Source organism: Sulfitobacter brevis (assembly GCF_900112755.1).
GTDB lineage: Bacteria > Pseudomonadota > Alphaproteobacteria > Rhodobacterales > Rhodobacteraceae > Sulfitobacter > Sulfitobacter brevis.
This window is the reverse complement of sequence record NZ_FOMW01000009.1, coordinates 188,544-207,648: the sequence shown is the minus strand read 5'-3', so window position 1 is coordinate 207,648 and position 19,105 is coordinate 188,544. Positions and strand designations below refer to the sequence as shown.

At 57.7% G+C, this 19,105-nt stretch carries 16 protein-coding genes; 5 read left to right on the top strand and 11 right to left on the bottom strand.

Features of this window, described 5'->3' with window-relative positions:
* Positions 1 to 4 precede the first annotated feature (4 nt).
* Positions 5 to 937: a hypothetical protein gene (locus BM174_RS13760; protein ID WP_143092459.1), complete on the top strand. Its 933-nt coding sequence runs from the start codon at positions 5 to 7 to the stop codon at positions 935 to 937.
* Between the two features lie 63 nt (positions 938 to 1,000).
* On the opposite strand, the gene BM174_RS13755 is transcribed toward BM174_RS13760, so the two are convergent.
* The gene (locus BM174_RS13755) at positions 1,001 to 1,249 is read right to left on the bottom strand and encodes a DUF6356 family protein (RefSeq protein WP_093924425.1); all 249 of its coding nucleotides are present in this window, start codon (positions 1,247 to 1,249) and stop codon (positions 1,001 to 1,003) included.
* Positions 1,250 to 1,368: 119 nt separating this feature from the next.
* Here BM174_RS13755 and BM174_RS13750 point away from each other — a divergent pair, with 119 nt between their 5' ends.
* The 3 genes from BM174_RS13750 to typA all read left to right on the top strand — a co-directional run bounded on the left by BM174_RS13750 (position 1,369) and on the right by typA (position 4,120).
* Positions 1,369 to 1,827, top strand: coding sequence for an Lrp/AsnC family transcriptional regulator (locus tag BM174_RS13750; RefSeq protein ID WP_093924424.1), 459 nt, complete (start codon positions 1,369 to 1,371; stop codon positions 1,825 to 1,827).
* 33 nt (positions 1,828 to 1,860) lie between these two features.
* The gene (locus BM174_RS13745; RefSeq protein ID WP_093924423.1) at positions 1,861 to 2,196 is read left to right on the top strand and encodes a DMT family transporter; all 336 of its coding nucleotides are present in this window, start codon (positions 1,861 to 1,863) and stop codon (positions 2,194 to 2,196) included.
* A 103-nt stretch (positions 2,197 to 2,299) separates the two neighbouring features.
* A complete protein-coding gene (gene typA / locus BM174_RS13740; protein WP_093924422.1) occupies positions 2,300 to 4,120 on the top strand; it encodes a translational GTPase TypA in 1,821 nt (606 codons plus the stop codon).
* 66 nt (positions 4,121 to 4,186) lie between these two features.
* Here the strand turns inward: typA and BM174_RS13735 are convergent, their stop codons facing one another.
* The 3 genes from BM174_RS13735 to recA form a co-directional block, all read right to left on the bottom strand.
* The gene (locus BM174_RS13735) at positions 4,187 to 4,474 is read right to left on the bottom strand and encodes a DUF1330 domain-containing protein (protein ID WP_093924421.1); all 288 of its coding nucleotides are present in this window, start codon (positions 4,472 to 4,474) and stop codon (positions 4,187 to 4,189) included.
* A 4-nt stretch (positions 4,475 to 4,478) separates the two neighbouring features.
* Positions 4,479 to 7,139, bottom strand: coding sequence for an alanine--tRNA ligase (gene alaS / locus BM174_RS13730; RefSeq protein WP_093924420.1), 2,661 nt, complete (start codon positions 7,137 to 7,139; stop codon positions 4,479 to 4,481).
* A 174-nt stretch (positions 7,140 to 7,313) separates the two neighbouring features.
* Positions 7,314 to 8,378, bottom strand: a complete 1,065-nt coding sequence (gene recA, locus BM174_RS13725; protein ID WP_093924419.1) for a recombinase RecA — start codon at positions 8,376 to 8,378, stop codon at positions 7,314 to 7,316.
* A gap of 206 nt (positions 8,379 to 8,584) precedes the next feature.
* Here recA and BM174_RS13720 point away from each other — a divergent pair, with 206 nt between their 5' ends.
* Positions 8,585 to 9,178, top strand: a complete 594-nt coding sequence (locus tag BM174_RS13720) for a gamma-glutamyl kinase (protein WP_093924418.1) — start codon at positions 8,585 to 8,587, stop codon at positions 9,176 to 9,178.
* Between the two features lie 18 nt (positions 9,179 to 9,196).
* Here the strand turns inward: BM174_RS13720 and BM174_RS13715 are convergent, their stop codons facing one another.
* The 7 genes from BM174_RS13715 to cysS all read right to left on the bottom strand — a co-directional run bounded on the left by BM174_RS13715 (position 9,197) and on the right by cysS (position 18,946).
* Complete coding sequence (locus tag BM174_RS13715; RefSeq protein WP_093924457.1) at positions 9,197 to 11,470, bottom strand: hybrid sensor histidine kinase/response regulator; 2,274 nt, start codon at positions 11,468 to 11,470, stop codon at positions 9,197 to 9,199.
* Between the two features lie 145 nt (positions 11,471 to 11,615).
* Positions 11,616 to 12,728 (bottom strand): RsmB/NOP family class I SAM-dependent RNA methyltransferase, encoded by a 1,113-nt coding sequence (locus BM174_RS13710; protein WP_342742067.1) that lies wholly within the window; start codon positions 12,726 to 12,728, stop codon positions 11,616 to 11,618.
* 98 nt (positions 12,729 to 12,826) lie between these two features.
* Complete coding sequence (guaB, locus tag BM174_RS13705) at positions 12,827 to 14,275, bottom strand: IMP dehydrogenase (protein ID WP_093924416.1); 1,449 nt, start codon at positions 14,273 to 14,275, stop codon at positions 12,827 to 12,829.
* A gap of 174 nt (positions 14,276 to 14,449) precedes the next feature.
* Entirely contained in the window at positions 14,450 to 15,226 is a 777-nt protein-coding gene (locus BM174_RS13700) for a squalene/phytoene synthase family protein (RefSeq protein ID WP_093924415.1), read from the bottom strand.
* Positions 15,223 to 15,942 carry a class I SAM-dependent methyltransferase gene (locus tag BM174_RS13695; protein WP_177209488.1) on the bottom strand — a complete coding sequence of 240 codons (720 nt, stop codon included), beginning with the start codon at positions 15,940 to 15,942 and terminating at the stop codon, positions 15,223 to 15,225. Before BM174_RS13695 ends, BM174_RS13700 begins: the two co-directional genes overlap by 4 nt.
* Positions 15,939 to 17,564 (bottom strand): citramalate synthase, encoded by a 1,626-nt coding sequence (cimA, locus tag BM174_RS13690; RefSeq protein WP_093924414.1) that lies wholly within the window; start codon positions 17,562 to 17,564, stop codon positions 15,939 to 15,941. Before cimA ends, BM174_RS13695 begins: the two co-directional genes overlap by 4 nt.
* On the bottom strand, positions 17,561 to 18,946 hold the full coding sequence (gene cysS / locus BM174_RS13685; RefSeq protein ID WP_093924413.1) for a cysteine--tRNA ligase: 1,386 nt from the start codon (positions 18,944 to 18,946) through the stop codon (positions 17,561 to 17,563). Before cysS ends, cimA begins: the two co-directional genes overlap by 4 nt.
* Positions 18,947 to 19,105 lie beyond the last annotated feature (159 nt).

Here is a 19,105-nt window from a genome sequence, read left to right as displayed (position 1 = left end):
TGAAATGGTGGGTCGTACTGAAGGCATGACAGCGGCATCAGCGCCGCGTTCTTCGCATGATGGGTCCTATGTCGACTGGCCAGCAATCTTCGCTGGTGCGGTATCGGCATCCGCCATCGGCCTGCTTTTTGCGGGCTTTGGAGCAACCTTGGGGCTGACAGCAGTCTCCCCGCAACCCAACGAAGGTTCAGCGGGCTTTGCGCTCGTGATCGTCGGCGCATGGATGCTGGTAACCGTCGTGGCGTCCTATGCTGCTGGCGGGTACATTGCGGGCCGTATGCGCCGCCGCGTTGACGGTGCGCACGCAGATGAGGTCACCGCGCGTGACAGCATCCACGGCGTTGTTGTCTGGGCACTTGCTGTTCTGGTTGGCGCATGGATTGCAACTGGCGCGGTCGGCACAGCGCTTAACGCTGTTGGCAATACGGCTGCTGCTGTGGGTCAAACCGCTGCTGCGGCGGGTGCTGCTGGCGCCGCCGGTGCGGCTGCAACCCCTGGTGGGGTTCAAGGCGTTGATGTTGATCCGCTTGCGATCATCAACAACCGCCTGTTGCGCGGCACAGATGTGACGCTGGATCAGAACGCAGAACTGTCTGCACAATCCGCGACCATTCTGGCGGATGTTGCGGTTAACGGCGAAATGACCGAAGGCGACGCAAGCTATCTCGCAGCGGAACTGGCAGAAAACTCAAACCTGTCGGAATCCGAAGCAAAAGCGCGTGTTGAGGCTGCTGCACAGGAAGTCATCACCGTGCGTGATGAAGCTGCGCAGACTGCCCGTGACGCAGCCGATGCTGCCCGCAAAGCTGCGATCTTGAGCGGTTTTGCACTGGCTGCTGGTCTGTTGATCGCCGCCGCAGCATCGGTCTGGGCCGCTGCAATTGGTGGTCGCCACCGGGACGAAGGCCGGATCTTTGCAGGTTTTAAAACCTTCTGATCCGACACTCTTTCTTAACGAGTTTAATGCGTCCCCGATTTGTGGGGCGCATTTTTTTCGCTTTCAGTGGGCTGCCGAGGCATCCCCGACCGACGCAGATAAATCCGCCGCATGCCGGCTCTGCATCCGCATGTAGAGCTTTTTGATGATGCTGCTGGCTGTTTTCTCAAACAGGCACGGTATGAGCGCATGTACCAGCGCCGCCCCTGCTGCGGCAAACAGCAGCCCTGAAAACTTCAAAGCAAAGGCCATATGCTGAAGGAAAGTCTCTTCGACTTCGGCTGGATGATTGAGAAATACACGGGCGATCATAGGGGCTCTCCTTGGCTCAGCTAATTTGAACCAACCGTATCTGCGGGGCTGCGGGATAAAATCCCATAGTTTTGGAAACCGCCCTTGTTTTGGGGAATATTTCCTGCATAGCTTCGATAATGGTGACACTTGATGATATAGACCGCCGCATATTAGGTGAATTGCAACGTGACGCCACCCAGTCGCTGGAGGTGCTCGGTCAGGCGGTGCATCTGTCGCGCAATGGGTGCTGGCGACGCATCCGCGCGCTGGAAGGCGCTGGCGTGATCAAGGGCCGCGTCACCTTGTTGGACCCTGTGAAGCTCGGGCTGTCACTGTGCGTATTCATGATGATCCGCACCAATGCCCATGCGCCCGACTGGCTTGAACAGTTCTCCCGCGCGACCCGTGGCATGCCGGAGATTATCGGGGTCTACCGGATGACCGGCGATCTGGACTATCTAATTCGCGCACGGGTGGCTGATATGGCCGACTACGACAGGTTGTACCAGCATCTTATCCGCAAAGTGCCGATTTCGGATGTATCCGCCAGCTTTGTTATGGAAGAGATAAAGGAAACAACCGAACTGCCGCTGTAATGCAAGCTGTTACATTGGCGAAAGGACCGCTCCATGCCCGTTCAATATCTCATTCTTTTCTTCGCAATCTTGGCAGAGACCATCGGCACCACCGCACTACAAGCATCCCACCAGTTCACGCGGGTCGGTCCCGCGATTGTCACCGTCATCGCTTATGGCATTTCGTTTTACCTGCTGTCGTTTTTGCTCAAAACCATGCCTGTCGGGATCGTTTATGCGATCTGGTCGGGCCTCGGTATCGTGCTGATCGCCGGGATCGGGTTTGTTTTGTTCGGTCAGAGACTTGATCTTCCGGCGATCTTGGGCCTTTTATTGATCGTGGCGGGTATTACCGTCATCCACCTATTCTCGACCGCCACACCCCATTAAGGCGGCATGAATGAGCGCAGGTTAACCGCAGAGCCGCTTTTTGGCTGGCCTTTGCTGCGCGTGCACGCTATTGGCGCGGCAACCCTCACCAAAGGCTGAACTCATGGACCTGCGCAATATCGCAATCATCGCTCACGTTGACCACGGCAAAACGACGCTTGTGGACGAGCTGCTCAAGCAATCCGGCACCTATCGCGAAAATCAGGCAACGACTGAGCGCGCGATGGACAGCAATGATCTTGAGCGCGAACGCGGCATCACGATCCTTGCAAAGGCGACTTCCGTTGAGTGGAAGGGCGTTCGCGTCAATATCGTCGACACCCCCGGCCACGCCGATTTCGGTGGCGAGGTTGAGCGCATCTTGTCGATGGTTGATGGCGTTGTTCTGCTCGTCGATGCTGCCGAAGGCCCGATGCCACAAACTAAATTCGTGACCTCCAAAGCCTTGGCTTTGGGCCTGCGTCCGATTGTTGTTCTGAACAAGGTCGACAAGTCCGACGCCGAACCTGACCGCGCGTTGGACGAGTGTTTTGATCTGTTCGCCAACCTCGGCGCCAATGACGCACAGCTCGATTTCCCGCATATGTATGCATCAGGTCGCTCTGGCTGGGCCGATATGGAGCTCGACGGCGAACGCAAGAACCTTGATGCGCTGTTTGATCTGGTGATCAAACACGTCCCCGCGCCTGCGCAGATTTCGCGCCGCGCCGAGCCTTTCCAGATGTTGGCAACCACTCTGGGGTCCGACCCGTTCATCGGTCGCATCCTGACTGGCCGCGTCGAAGCGGGCACGCTGAAGACCGGCGAGACTGTCAAAGCTTTGGCACGTACCGGTGATCTGATCGAAAACTTCCGCGTTACCAAGATCATGGCGTTCCGCGGCTTGGGCCAGCAGCCTATCGAACTGGCCGAAGCGGGCGATATTGTTACCCTCGCCGGCATGACGAAAGCGACCGTGGCAGACTCGATTGTTGCCACCAGCGTCAACACCGCCCTGCCCGCGCAGCCGATCGATCCGCCAACCATCACTGTGACCTTCGGCATCAACGACAGCCCGCTTGCTGGTCGTGATGGCAAAAAGGTCCAATCGCGCGTTATCCGTGACCGTTTGATGAAAGAAGCCGAATCCAACGTTGCGATCAAGATCACCGATTCTCCCGGTGGTGAAGCCTTCGAAGTTGCCGGTCGTGGCGAACTCCAGATGGGTGTTTTGATCGAAAACATGCGCCGCGAAGGCTTTGAGCTTTCGATTTCCCGTCCGCAGGTTCTGTTCCAACAGGGCGAAAACGGCGAACGGCTGGAGCCTATCGAAGAAGCCACAATTGACGTGGATGACGATTACTCCGGCGCCGTAATCGAAAAGCTGACAGGCCCCCGCAAGGGCGAGCTGATCGAGATGAAACCAGCCGGTGCTGGCAAGACCCGCATCGTGGCACTTGTGCCGTCGCGTGGTCTGATCGGCTATCATGGCGAATTCCTGACTGATACCCGCGGTACCGGCGTTTTGAACCGTGTGTTCCACAGCTGGGCACCGCACAAAGGTCCGATCCCGGGCCGTCGTGCTGGCGTGCTGATCTCCATGGAGAATGGCAGCTCGGTGTCCTACGCCCTGTGGAAGCTGGAAGACCGTGGCCGGTTCTTCATCGGTGCACAGGAAGCCGTCTATCAGGGCATGATCATCGGCGAACATTCCCGCGAGAACGATCTCGAAGTGAACCCGCTGAAAGGTAAGCAGCTGACCAACGTGCGCGCAAGCGGCACCGACGAAGCTGTGCGTCTGACCACGCCGATCACCCTGTCGCTGGAACAGGCGATTGCCTATATCGACGATGATGAATTGGTCGAAGTGACGCCTAATGCGATCCGTCTGCGCAAGCGCTATCTGGACCCGCACGAGCGCAAGCGGATGTCCAAATCTGCCTAAAACTAAAAAAGGGTCCGAGGTATGAACCTCGGACCCTTTTTCTATGCCGCTAATTGAGAAGCGATCTTATTCGCTGGTCTCGATGATCATCAGCTCCCGCTCGGATGCGCCCCGCGCAAACTCCATAGCCGCCTGATACTCCGTTGAATGATAACATTTTTCAGCCGTTTCCACATCGGGAAAACGGGCAACCACGTTGCGCGGACGCTCTTTGCCTTCAAGCTGAACAAACTTGCCGCCCCGTGCGATGAAGGTACCGCCATGCGCGGCAATCGCCTTCGTTGCACCTTCGGCATATTTTTTGTACGCGTCTTCGTCGGTCACGGTTACATGTGCAATCCACAGAGCGCCCATTGATTTATCCTTTCAAGATGTTTTCGGCGGCCGCGATTGCAGCCTCCGCATTTTCTGCACTTTGTCCGCCGCCCTGGGCCATATCGGGACGACCACCACCGCCTTTGCCACCCAATTCGGCCACCGCGGCTTTCAGCAGATCCACCGCCGAAATGCGGGTGGTCAAGTCTTTGGTAACGCCAGCAGCAACGGCGGCCTTACCGCCGGTATCAGCGATCAACAAAACAGCGCCGGAACCCAAACGCGATTTATGCTCGTCGACCAGCGCGGGCAAATCCTTGCCGGAAATGCCGGAAACGACCTGCGCGATGAACGAAATGCCGCCCACGTCGCGCGGCTCTGCCCCACCGGAGGAGGCACCGCCCGACATTGCCATTTCACGGCGCAACTGGGCGATCTCGTTGTTCAGAGCTTTACGTTCATCCAGCAATGCACGCACCCGATCCGGCACATCCGCTGGGGCGGTTTTCAGGCTCTCGGCGGTCTGCGCGAGCTTCGATTGCTGATCACGCAGCCATGTCAGGGCTTCTTGGCCCGTCAAGGCTTCGATCCGGCGTACACCCATACTGCTGGCAGAATCGCCAAGCAGGACAAACGCGCCAATGTCGCCAGTCTGGCGCACATGGGTACCGCCGCAAAGCTCCAGTGAATAGGTGGTTTTATCTGCGCCCTTGCCCGAGCCGTCCTGACGGCCCATTGAAACCACCCGCACTTCATCGCCGTATTTCTCGCCAAACAGCGCCTGCGCGCCAAGGCCACGAGCATCGTCGGGCGTCATAATCCGTGTCTCGACAGGCGAGTTCTGGCGGACGTATTCATTGACCTCCCGCTCGACCTTTGAGAGTTCCTCGGCAGTGAGAGCCTTGGTGTGGCTAAAGTCAAAGCGCAAACGATCCGCCGCATTCAGCGAGCCGCGCTGTGACACATGATCGCCTAAGGCGCCCCGCAGCGCCTCGTGCAACAGGTGTGTGGCGGAGTGATTGGCTCGGATCGAAGACCGACGGGCATTGTCGACCTCAAGCAAAGCTGCCTGACCTGTTTTAACTTCGCCTTCGACGACCTTGCCGATATGGGCAAAGACACCAGCGGTCTTACGGGTGTCAGTAACCTCAATCTTGCCGGTTTCGGTGGTGATGATCCCTGTATCGCCGATCTGCCCGCCGGATTCAGCATAGAACGGTGACTGGTTCAGCGCGATATGCACTGACGTGCCTTTACCAGCTATCTTGGCCAGCTCGCCCTCGACCACAATCGCGACCAACTGGCCCTCGGCGGTTTCGGTGTCATAGCCGAGGAAATCTGTGGTGCCGTGTTTGTCAGCCACATCAAACCACACGGTCGCATCTGCCGCTTCGCCCGAACCCGACCAAGCCGCGCGGGCCTTGGCCTTTTGTTCGGCCATTGCGGCATCAAAACCCGCCGTATCGACGCCACGGCCTTTTTCACGCAAGGCGTCCTGCGTCAGATCAAGCGGGAAACCGAAGGTATCATAAAGCTTGAACGCAGCCGCACCGGGCAAATCGGCATCGGCAGGAAGGCTGCTCATTTCGTCGTCGAGCAGCTTCAGCCCACGCTCAAGCGTCTGCTTGAAACGGGTTTCTTCCAGTTCAAGCGTTTCGGTGATCAACGCCTGTGCGCGTCCAAGCTCGGGATAGGCCGAGCCCATCTGGCGGACGAGCGCGGGCACCAGTTGGTACATCACCGGATCTTTCGTGCCGAGCAGGTGGGCGTGGCGCATCGCACGCCGCATGATGCGCCGCAAAACGTAGCCGCGCCCGTCATTGGCCGGCATCACGCCGTCCGCGATCAAAAACGAAGTCGCCCTCAGGTGGTCGGCGATAACGCGGTGGTGCACATTGCCGGCCCCAAACGGATCGCTGTGGGTTGCGTGGCCGCTGGCCTCAATCAAACTACGCAGCGTATCGGTGTCATAGTTGTCATGCTTGCCTTGCAGCAACGCGCCAATCCGCTCCAACCCCATGCCGGTATCAATCGACTGCATTTCGAGGGGCCGCATGGTGCCGTCTTCAAACTGTTCATTCTGCATGAACACGATATTCCAGATCTCGATGAACCGATCGCCATCCTCATCGGGGCTGCCCGGAGGGCCACCGGGGATGTGATCGCCATGGTCATAGAAAATCTCGGTGCACGGACCGCAGGGACCGGTTGGCCCCATCCGCCAGAAGTTATCGTCGGTGCCAATGCGGATGATCCGCTCTTCGGGCAGGCCTGCGACCTTCTTCCAGATTTGTGCTGCTTCCTCATCCGTATGATAAACCGTTACCAGCAAGCGATTGGCATCAATGCCAAATTCCTTGGTCAGTAGTTCCCACGCAAAGGCAATGGCCTCTGCCTTGAAATAATCGCCAAAGCTGAAGTTGCCGAGCATCTCAAAGAACGTATGGTGCCGTGCGGTATAGCCAACATTGTCGAGATCGTTGTGTTTGCCGCCTGCGCGTACACATTTCTGGGCCGAGGTCGCACGCACATAATCGCGGGTTTCGACACCGGTGAACAGGTTTTTGAACTGCACCATGCCTGAGTTTGCAAACATCAGTGTGGGGTCGTTGCGGGGTACCAGCGGGCCTGAAGACACCACCTGATGCCCTTGCCTGTCAAAATAGGAAAGGAAAGTGGAGCGGATGTCGTTGAGGTTCATCATATTCAGGGCCTTCTCGGCATCAAAAGGATCAGCCTTCCGAATACCCCCACGCTCCCGTGCTGTCCACAGGGTCCCATGCAAAAAGGGCGCACCATTGGCACGCCCTTTTCGGTATAGATTTATATCAAGGTACGCACGGGCCGACTTATAAAGCGCAAGACCCGCGCAGCGCCGCTAGCTTTCGAGAACCGCGTCATCCTTCGAGCCTGCAAAATCAAGCCCGTGCGCCGCACGGATTTTATCTTCGATCTCAATTGCCATCGCTGCATTGTCCTTCAGGAACTGCTTGGCGTTCTCACGTCCCTGCCCGATACGCTCATCACCATAGCTGTACCAAGAACCCGATTTATCGACGACGCCAGCTTTGACCCCGAGATCAATCAACTCGCCCATCTTGGAGATGCCTTCGCCGTACATGATGTCGAATTCAACCTGTTTGAATGGCGCGGCAACCTTGTTTTTAACGACCTTCACCCGAGTGGCGTTGCCAACAACCTCGTCGCGATCCTTTAGCGACCCGATACGGCGGATATCCAACCGGACAGAGGAGTAGAATTTCAGCGCGTTGCCGCCTGACGTGGTCTCGGGAGAGCCGAACATCACTCCGATTTTCATGCGGATCTGGTTGATGAAGATCACCATGCAATTGGACCGGCTGATCGATCCAGTCAATTTGCGCATGGCCTGGCTCATCAAACGGGCCTGCACGCCAACGCTGCTGTCGCCCATTTCCCCTTCGAGTTCAGACTTGGGAGTCAGTGCTGCGACGGAATCGACAACAACCATGTTCACAGCACCAGAGCGCACCAATGTGTCGGTGATTTCGAGCGCTTGTTCGCCTGTGTCAGGCTGCGAGATCAGCAGTTCGTCAATATCAACGCCAAGTTTCTTGGCATACTGCGGGTCAAGTGCGTGCTCAGCATCAACAAAGGCGCAAACCCCGCCCTTTTTCTGCTGCTCCGCCACACAATGCAGCGTCAGCGTGGTTTTACCCGAAGATTCAGGACCATAAATTTCGATGATCCGGCCCATTGGCAATCCGCCAATCCCCAGAGCGATATCCAGCCCCAGCGAGCCCGTAGAACTCGCGGTGATGTCCTGAACCGCACCTTCGGCGCCCAGCTTCATGATGGATCCCTTGCCGAACTGACGTTCGATCTGGGCCAATGCACTATCAAGCGCTTTTTGTTTTTCCGCTGCTTTTTTATCGGTCATTGTCAAAAGATCTGCCATTGCCATTTTGCCTAACCCCTTAGTGTCATAGTGCAACCGCCGCGGCAATCGCCGAAGCAGGACACACTGGCTTTTGTTCTTCTAATGTTCCATATGAGACCAAAAGAAGAACATTTCAATCTAAATAATTGTACTGCCATCTTTTTACAGTGTTGGTTAAGAAGTAGTTTACGCAAACCGAATATTTTTAGACATCACACAGGAGAGACCAGATGCTTGTTTTCTTTAAAGAACGACTGGCGTTTCTTTCTGTGCCGAAAACCGGCACGACCGCCTATGAAGCGGCGCTCGCGCCGCGCGCCGATATGGTGATCTCCGAGCCGCCGATGCTGAAACACGCGCCCGTATATCGCTATAACCGGTTTATTCGCCCGATGTTCCTTAAGGTATGTGACGTAGAACTTGAGTTGATGGCGGTCATGCGCGAACCGGTGAGCTGGCTTGGCAGCTGGTACCGCTATCGCCAGCGCCCGTTTATGGAGGGCAAAGACAACAGCACCCATGGCATCAGTTTCGATGATTTTGTGCTGGCCTATATGAAAGGCAACAAACCTGGTTTTGCGGATGTCGGCAGCCAGTATAATTTTATGAAGGGGCAGCCGAACGGTACCTCGATTACCCATTACTTTCGCTATGAAGACCAGCCGCGGTTGCAGGTATTCCTTCAAGATCGATTGGGCGTCACACTTGATCTGAAGCGGGAAAATGTTTCGCCTGCTATGCCGCTTGCCCTCTCCGATGATGTCAAAACACGGTTCAGGCGGAAATTCCCCGAAGAGTTTGAACTGTACGAATCAATCGCCTAGATTTGCCTGTGTTTCTAGCTAATGGAGCTGGTTGTGCACGGTCTCGGTTAGATCACTCAGGGAGAAAGGCTTCGGTAGGAACACCGAGTTCGGGATTTTTCGCTGGCTTTCGCCAAAGCTGTCTTCAGCATAGCCCGAAACAAAAACCACTCGCACCTCAGGGCGGGCTTTCAATGCTTCCCGTACCCAAGTCGGACCATCCATACCGGGCATAACCACGTCGGTTACAAAGACGTCAATCACAAGATTCTGGTCTTCAAGTGTCTTTAGCGCTGCCTCGGCAGATTCGGCTTCGAGCACCGTATAGCCGCGCAATTTTAAAGCTCGGCTAGCAAAGGCGCGCACTGATGCTTCGTCTTCCACCAGGAGAACCACGCCGTCAGCCTGTCCCAAAAGGGGATGCGGAGTGGGCGCGCGCACGACCGAAGTGGTAAGCTCAGGTGCATCCAGGACCGGGAAATACAACGTAAAGACTGTGCCTGCACCCACCTTACTATCCACGAAGATAAACCCGCCCGTTTGCTTGATGATCCCGTATGCTGTCGACAGTCCGAGACCTGTGCCCTCGCCGGTGCGCTTGGTTGTGAAAAACGGCTCAAAGACTTTCTGAAGCTTGTCCGGCGCGATACCGACACCATCATCGCACACTTGAACCGTCACATATCGGCCCGTCGGCATCGTGACCCTATCACGAGTTAAGGGTTCAATGAGGTCTAGACATTCTGTGATGATTTTTATTTCCCCGCCGGCGGGCATGGCATCGCGCGCATTGACCACCAAGTTCATCAACACCTGTTCTAACTGACGTTTGTCAGCGCGGATCGGTTGCAGTACGGGATCGTGGCTGAGCGTTAAAGTTACCTTTTCTCCGACTAATCGATTCAAAAGGTGCGTTAGGTCTGCCAGCGTGTCCCGCAAATCCAAGGTTTCAGGGCGCAGAGTCTGTTTGCGTGAAAATGCCAGTAGCTGTCCGACCAAAGCCGCCGCACGATTGGCATTCTGGTTAATCTGCATCAGGTCCGCATAATCCGGATCGCCCTGATCGTGGCGCAGAAGCAGCAGATCGCAATGGCCGGAAATTGCCGTGAGCAAGTTATTGAAATCATGCGCGACACCGCCCGCAAGCTGGCCAATCGCCTGCATTTTCTGACTTTGGACAAATTGCGCTTCAAGCGTTTTTAATTCGGTCGCATCGCTCAATACGGCGATCAGCGCTGGTGCGCCGTTTTCAGTCACACGGTTAAGCGAAACCTGTACGAATACTTCGCGATCCTCGCGGGTCAGACGAAGGAACTCTGACTTCTGAACCAGTTTGCCTGCAAGCGTATCCGCGAGCCAATCGGCAATAGGCCTGCCCAGCCCCTCCATAAGTTTTGAAAGATTTACGTCTGTTTCCAGCGAAACGCCGATAAGTCGCGACGCAGTTGCGTTAAATGCAGTTACAGCACCTTCCGGAGACACTTTGATCAAAGGCACGGGCAGGTCCTCGAAAGCATGCCATCCGACATCGCCCACATCGCCCGGTGACGCAGGTAAAAGATAAAGCGCACGGCGCCCGGCTCCGGCCGCTACCTCGGAAAGGATCACGTTGCGTTTGCCTAAAGTTGTTGAAATTTCCGTCACCGATCCGGATACGGGAGGCAAATTGGTAAACAACCGGTCGAGCGACTTGATCCTTGAGCCTATTAACGCGCGCGCAGCATCGTTCATAAACAGGATCGCCCCCGTCCGGCCCACGGTGATCATTGGCAGGTTTACTGCATCCGGCCGGTTGCGGCGGGTCTGTTGGTCCACCATTTTCTCAAATCGCCAGATATACTTGTGGCGCTCCATTTCATGCACCGAAAGCCTGACGTGGCCCGACCTCGTAACGATATCCTCTCGCGCGGCACCAGTATGGCCAGCCTTGGATTGCAGCCGGAAAATAATGCCGCTGGGGTTGGCAAATGTCGTCTGCAAGGCAGCTGCCAAGGTATCGTGTTCGAGATCGGGGAATTCATCGCGCGCAATATCATTGCGCGACAAAATCCGGCCATCGGAGGAGGTCACGAAAGCCGAGGCACAATCTTTTTCAATAAACTTCAGGACTGCATTGAAATCCAACATCTTTTTACGGCTGCTCGCGCGGCTGCGGATGCCCAATGCCCATGCCAGCACGATCAGGGTTGCAGCAGTTGCCGTGAGCCCCAGCGCAACAAGTTGGTGCGGAACAAGAAGGGCCGAGGTTCCCAGAACCACAGCAAGCACGATGAGGGTCCGAACCCGCTTGAGTTCAGGGGATGGGCCCGGCATGGGTTCTGCCGATGCCACGATAATGGGCGCTGCCTGCTGCAAAGAGGCCTCAGTTGGTCGAATCCTTACCGCATTTACATGCGATAAGGGTTAACCAGCGCTTAACCATCCTAGGATTGCTGCCTAAAAGTGCAGATTTATGGTTTTAAACACGCACAAGATGCGCCGTGAAAAATCCGTCACCCCAAGCGTCGACCGAAAAGCGCCGCGAAAGCTTGGTCTCCCAGCCTGAATTGCGGGCATGGAATGCGGCAATGCGATCTTCGTTCTCGGACTTGAACACCGAACAAGTGGCATAGGCCAAAAGCCCCTCCTGGCCGACCAGTTTTGCCGCATCGTCCAAGATTTCATCCTGAATTTTAGTCAATTCTTCTAGGCGTTCGGGCGTCAAGTTCCACTTCGCCTCCGCCGCGCGGCGCCACGCGCCCGAGCCGGAGCAGGGCGCATCGCATAAAACCACGTCGAATGGCGCGGCAGTGGAAAGGTCTACTGTCTCCAGTATGGCCACTTCGGCCTCGGCGCGTTCGGCACGTGGCGGCAAATCAGCTAGCCGGCCAGAGTTGACGTCATGGGCAAAGACCTTTCGCGTGCTGTCCATCGCCAGCGCCAAAGCCTTACCACCGCCGCCTGCGCAGTAATCCAGCACCGTGCCACCTTGCGGCATAATGCCGACAACGGCTTGGCTTGCGGCGTCCTGAAACTCGACCAGACCTTCAAGATATCCTTGGGAGTTCCTGATCTTGCGTTGTCCATCCGTCACAGTTAGCGCGCCGAAACAAAGCGGATTATCAATGGTTTCGACGCCTTCACTCTGCAGCATCTCCTGCGCGGCCAAGGGCGTGATCCGCGCCAGATTGACCCGCAACGTGATCGGGGCACGCGATTGCAGCGCCATTGCCGTCGCAGCCGCGCTGTCTCCCAATCCCGCCTCAAAAAGCGGTGTCAGCCAGGCTGGCAGGTTCCACGTAATCGCTGGATCATGCGTGGCGGCGGGCACGATTTGCTCGTCTTCGCTGAGCGGTACAGGCGCATGCCCGACACCGTTAAAGATTGTTTCCAGATCAATGCCTTGCGCGCGGAGATTGCCGATCAGCAGCGCGCGCGGCGAAGCGCCGCCACCCAGTTGCGCGGCCGTCAGTTTGCTCCGCAAAACGTCAAAGACGTGGTCGCGCACTGCCGCACGGTCCTTGGACCCTGCAAAGCGGCTGTTGCGCGCCCAACGGGTCAGGGCCTGCTCTGCGGCAAGTCCGTCTTCCATTACGGCTAAAACTTCTATCGCGGCCGAGACCCGCGCGCCCGGGGTCACGTTGCGCCCACAGCGGTGGCGATTATCAATCTGGAACTAATCACGGTACTTTATCCGATCCGGTAGTTGGGAGATTCGCGGGTGATTTGCACGTCATGCACATGGCTTTCTTTCAGCCCCGCACCGGTGATTTTCACGAAACTGCAGTTTTTGCGCATCTCGGGCACCGTCGCACAGCCGGTATACCCCATCGCCGCGCGCAAACCGCCGACCATCTGGTGCACCACAGCGGCAGCACTACCCTTATACGCAACCTGACCCTCGATACCTTCAGGCACCAGCTTGTCCGAAGCGGCGTCCTTCTGGAAATACCGGTCGGCTGAGCCATTGGCCATTGCGCCAAGGCTGCCCATACCGCGATAGCTTTTGAAGCTTCTGCCCTGATACAAGATGACCTCGCCGGGGGATTCGTCGGTGCCTGCGATCATCGAGCCGACCATAGCGCAGGAAGCCCCGGCGGCGATGGCCTTGGCAAAATCGCCTGAGAATTTGATGCCGCCGTCAGCGATAACCGGCGTGTCACCGCCCGCTGTCGCACAATCCATGATCGCCGTCAGCTGGGGCACACCTACCCCTGCGACCATACGGGTGGTACAGATCGAGCCTGGGCCGATCCCCACCTTGATCGCGTCTGCGCCGGCACCGATGAGTGCACGAGTAGCCTCGGCGGTGGCAACGTTGCCTGCCACGATCTGCACAGAGCTATTGATCTTCTTCAGGCGTTCAACGGCCCGCGCGACCCCTTCGGAGTGACCATGCGCAGTGTCGATCACAATCAGATCGGCGCCGGCATCGATCAAAGCTTCGGAGCGCTCGAAGCCCGCGTCGCCGACCGTGGTTGCCGCTGCGACCCGCAAACGGCCCAAGTCATCTTTGCAGGCTGTCGGGTTCAGCACGGCCTGTTCGGTGTCTTTGAGGGTCAGCAGACCGGTCAATTTCCCCGCCTTGTCGGTCACAAGCAGTTTTTCGATACGGCGGGCCTTCATCAGGCTGATCGCCTCGTCGCGGTCGGCTGGTTCGTGCAGGATCGCAAGATTATCAGTGCTCATCATCACCTGCACAGGAGTGCGGTCATCCGAGGCAAAGCGCATGTCCCGGTTGGTGACAATGCCGACCACGCGGCCGCTTTCATCCACCACCGGAAAACCAGTTACATTATAGCGCTCCTGGAGGGCTTTGGCATCCGCGAGGGTCTGATCGGCCCGCAGGGTGATCGGATTGTAGACGATACCGGATTCAAACCGCTTTACGCGTCTGACTTCCTGCGCCTGTTGGTCAACGGTCAGGTTGCGGTGGATCACGCCCATGCCGCCTGCCTGCGCCATGGCAATCGCCATGCGGGATTCTGTCACGGTATCCATGGCAGAGCTCAACAGCGGGATATTCAGAGCGATGCTGCGCGTCACATGGGTGCGGGTATCTGCTGTTGACGGCAGTACCGATGACGCTCCTGGGACCAGCAATACATCGTCAAAGGTCAGGGCCTCACGAATCTCCATTTTCACCTCCGGGGCATGGGTTCACTTGGCGGTTTGCTATTTCACGGATGTGTCAGGATGGAAAGACCGTTCGGGGCGGAAATTGGCCAAGATTTGCGCATCTGCGTGCCATTCGTGCAGGGCACCTGCAATTTGACCGCTGAAAGCCTGAAGGCCGCCCGCGTAAAGTCGGTATCACCAACGCCCCGTCAACGCCCGCCAGCCGATCCGCAAGCGGTCCACTTGCACCGGATCGGGCAGCGTATCCAAGGCCACACGACGCGGATCGGCGATTGCCGCCCGCAAGACTGGTGCCGCCGCACCAATGTGAAGCAGCCCAACCGCTGCCGCACGGGACACGGCACCGCGGCGGGTGCGGGCTTTCTCTAGCCGCTTGAGCGCCCCGCCAGCCAGATCGCGCAGGCCATCGGCAGTGCCATCCAGCAGCGGTATCCGCCCCGCGGCCTCCAACTCGGGGATCGCCTTGAGCCATCCCGCTATCCCCGCAGCATAGGCTGCATCGCGTACCACTGCCTCATTCGCCGCGCCCAAGCGCCGCACAGCCACCCAAGTCAGGTTGCCCGAGGTCTGGTCGATATAACGTTCCAGATGCGCGGTGTCTTCAAAAGGGTCGCGGTAGATGTCCCAGCGCCGCGCCGCGACAAGCTCGTCCAGCAATGCGGCATCCTCAGACGTCACAGCCTTGGCCAATGGCGTTGCCACCTCATGCCGCCGCACGGCCTCACCCTGCGCAATCTGCGTGCAGATATCGCGCCACCACTGCAGGCGCATCTCGGCAATCATCGACTCCTTGGTGAGCCAAGGAGCGCGGGCGACCTCAAAATTAAAGGCATAGAGCGGGAACAGCAGCCGCCGCGCTGCCACAGGGGCTGCCATTGCCGCGCGAAAGCGCAGCGGATCGCCACGCTCTACCAATGCAGCGCAGGCATTCAGATCATCGTCAAAACTCATCGGGGTCGGGCTACCGTCAGCAAATATCCAAAACTGTCGCGATGTTTGCGCCAAGCTGCCGCTTCGGCCTCGGCCTCACCTAACACTGTCTGCAACGCCGCATCTGCCTGCGGGCGCAGCGCCGCAATCCGCGCCTCTAGCGGCCCGTAATAGGCCTCCCAAGCAGCATCAGACAGCTTACGCGTCGCCACCACACCAAACCCTGCATCCGTCACACGTTGGGCAATGCCTGCAGCATTGGTCATCTGCGGGTATTCCGCCCAAACGGCTTGCGCTTCGGACGAAGGATTATCGGTAAACCAGCAAGGCTCGCTAAAGGCCACTGCCCCGCCCGCCCGCAATGATTTGCGCCACATCTTCAACGCCTCGGTGATGCCGAGAAAATACACCGCGCCCGCGCACCAGATCATATCGTAGGGATTCATGATCCGCGCCATATCAGCCTGCAAGACCGTAACCCGCGGATCAGCCTGCCAAAGGGCGCGCGCGGCCTGCACATAATGCTCGGTCTTGTCCAAGGCAGTGACATGCCCCTGCGGAGCGGCCTGCAAAAGCGCTGCCACATCGCCGCCGGGGCCGCAGCCGACATCGGCAATCTCGGCCCGCGCCTTCAACCCCGCAGCCTGCGCCGCCCAAGCCACATCTGCCGCCTCGCCCGGTCCTTCGCGTGGCAGATCGCGGTGCAATGTGTAGAAAGCTGCCAACGTGTCGGTCATGCGGTTTTCCCTGCGCTGGTATCACGGATCAGCTTCCAACGGATCGCATCCAGCAAGGCCTCGAAAGAGGCATCCACGATATTCGCGGAGACACCCACGGTGGACCACCGCTGCCCCTGCCCGTCTTCGCTGTCGATGATCACGCGGGTCACCGCCTCGGTTCCGCCTTGGGTGATGCGCACCTTGAAGTCGACCAGTCGCATGTCATCCAAAGTCGACGAATACTGCCCCAAATCCTTCACCAGCGCCTTGGACAGCGCGTTGACCGGACCACGGTCCGAGCCGTCCTCATCCATCGACTCGCTCACGGACAGACGCTTCTCGCCGTCCACCTTCACCACCACCACGGCCTCGGACAGGCTGACCATCTTGTCGTACTTGTTCTTGCGCCGCTCCACCGTGACACGGTAGCGCTTGACCTCGAAGAGGTCCGGCATCCGCCCCAAGGCTGCCCGCGCCAGCAACTCGAAACTGGCCTGCGCGGTGTCATAGCTATAGCCTTCGGACTCGCGTGCCTTCACCTCTTCCAAGATACGCGCCAGCGCCGGATCACCCGAAGCAACCTCCAGCCCTGCCGAAGCCAAGCGTCGCCGCAAATTCGACTGCCCCGCCTGGTTGGACATCGGAATGATCCGCACATTACCGACTACGGCAGGATCAATATGTTCATAGGTTGTCGGATCTTTGAGGATCGCACTGGCGTGCAGCCCCGCCTTATGGGCAAAGGCAGAGGAACCGACAAAGGCCGCCTGTTTCATCGGCACGCGGTTAAGGATTTCATCCAGCATCCTGCTGGTGCGCGTCAAACCCTCAAGCGCGTCCAGGCTGACACCGGTCACATAGCGGCTTGCGTAAGGCTCTTTGAGCAGCAAAATCGGGATCAAAGCGGTCAGATTGGCATTGCCACAACGCTCCCCCAACCCATTCAGCGTGCCCTGCACTTGCCGTGCGCCCGCATCAACCGCAGCCAGAGTGCAGGCAACGGCATTTTCAGTGTCATTATGGGTGTGGATGCCCAAATAATCGCCCGGAATCCCCGCTTCGATCACTTCAGAGGTAATCCGCCCGACCTCGGCTGGCAGGGTGCCGCCATTGGTATCACAGAGCACAATCCACCGCGCACCGGCATCATAGGCCGCGCGGATCGTCTGTAGCGCATAGTCGGGATTGGCGCGGTAGCCATCAAAGAAATGCTCGGCATCAAACAGCGCCTCGCGGCCCTGCGCCACCAGATGGGCCACCGATTTGGCGATGTTCTCGGCGTTCTCCGCCAGGGTGATGCCAAGCGCCGTCGTCACATGGAAATCATGGGTCTTGCCGACCAGACAAACCGCCTGTGTGCCTGCATTCAACACACCCGCCAGCACGTCGTCATTCTGAGCTGAAATACCAGTGCGCTTGGTCATGCCAAAAGCGGTTAGGCAAGCACGGGTCTTGGGCGCATCGTCGAAAAATGCACTGTCGGTCGGGTTCGCTCCGGGCCAGCCACCTTCAATATAATCAACCCCCAAGGCATCCAGCGCCGTCGCAATCGCACGCTTCTCTTCCGTGGAAAATTGCACGCCTTGGGTCTGCTGGCCGTCCCGCAGGGTTGTATCATAGAGGTAGAGGCGCTCAGTCATGAGCTGCCCCATAATCCATCAAGCTTGTTAATGTCGAAATTTGACAGTCGCTCAAATTCGGGTTCAGTGGCTGTGTCCTTAATTCCTACGCCTGCATCCAGCAGCCCATCACGCAAAAGATCGGCTTTGGCAAAGTCGCGGTCACCCCGCGCAATCTCCCGCCTGTTGAGAAGATCGCGGATCAGACCAGTCTCTGCATCACTGAAACCCTCCACTCTGGCCCATTTCGGTATCTGTCCGTCAAACAGGCCCAGCAGATACAGTGATTTTCTTAGCTGGGAAAAATCACCCGCATTGGAAAGCGCATGAAGGTTGGAAATCACTTCCGGCGTGTTCAGATCATCAGCGATTGCTTCGATAGTCCCACGATGAACAGACCCATCGAGCGTGGCAGTTGAAAGTCCGATCTGACGAAACCACTTCTTCAGCGTTTGTTCCGCTTCCACCCGCTTCTTCTCTGTCCAATCCATCGGCTTGCGATAATGCGTCGAGAGCATCACAAAGCGGATCACCTCGCCGGGCACGCCCTGATCCAGCAAGTCCCGCACGGTAAAGAAATTGCCCAAGGATTTGGACATCTTCTTCCCCTCAACCTGCAACATCTCGTTGTGCAGCCACACATTGGCAAACCCGTGTCCGGCACAGCGCGACTGGGCGATTTCGTTCTCGTGATGCGGAAACTGCAGGTCATTGCCGCCGCCATGAATGTCGAACTGTGTACCGAGCAGTTCCGCCGCCATTGCCGAACACTCGATATGCCAGCCCGGACGGCCGCGCCCCCAAGGGCTTTCCCAGCCCGGCGTGGCCTCATCCGACGGTTTCCACAACACAAAATCCATCGGATCACGCTTGTAGGGCGCGACTTCTACCCGCGCGCCAGCAATCATATCATCCACTGACCGCCCCGATAGCGCACCATACTGAGCGTAACTGTCGACCGAAAACAGCACATGCCCCTGCGCCGCATAGGCATGGCCACGGGCAATCAGGTCCTCGATCATCGCGACCATCTGAACAATATACTGCGTCGCCCGCGGCATTGCATTGGGTTCCAGCGCCCCGACCTGCGCCATATCCTCCAGAAACCACGAAACCGTCTCATCCGTGATATCCCCGATCTCGCGGCCGGTTTGCGCAGACTTTGCGTTAATCTTGTCATCTACATCGGTGAAATTGCGCACATAATTCACATGGTTCGCGCCATAGACGTGGCGCAACAACCGATACAGCACATCAAACACAATCACCGGACGCGCATTGCCCAGATGCGCCCGATCATAAACTGTCGGCCCGCAGACATACATCCGCACGTCCTGCGGATCGATCGGCACAAACGCCTCTTTGCGGCGCGTCATGGTGTTATGCAGCTTGATCGTGGTCATCGCGGGCGTCCTTACGCAAGTGTTGCGCGGACTTTGCATAGTTTCGTCTGGATGAAAACATGTACAACGGCCCGCGAGAGTTCTCTCAGCAGATCGTACAGCACATAATGTCAGCACGCATGTTCATGCCGCCGACCATAGCAACACCGCTCTGCGCCG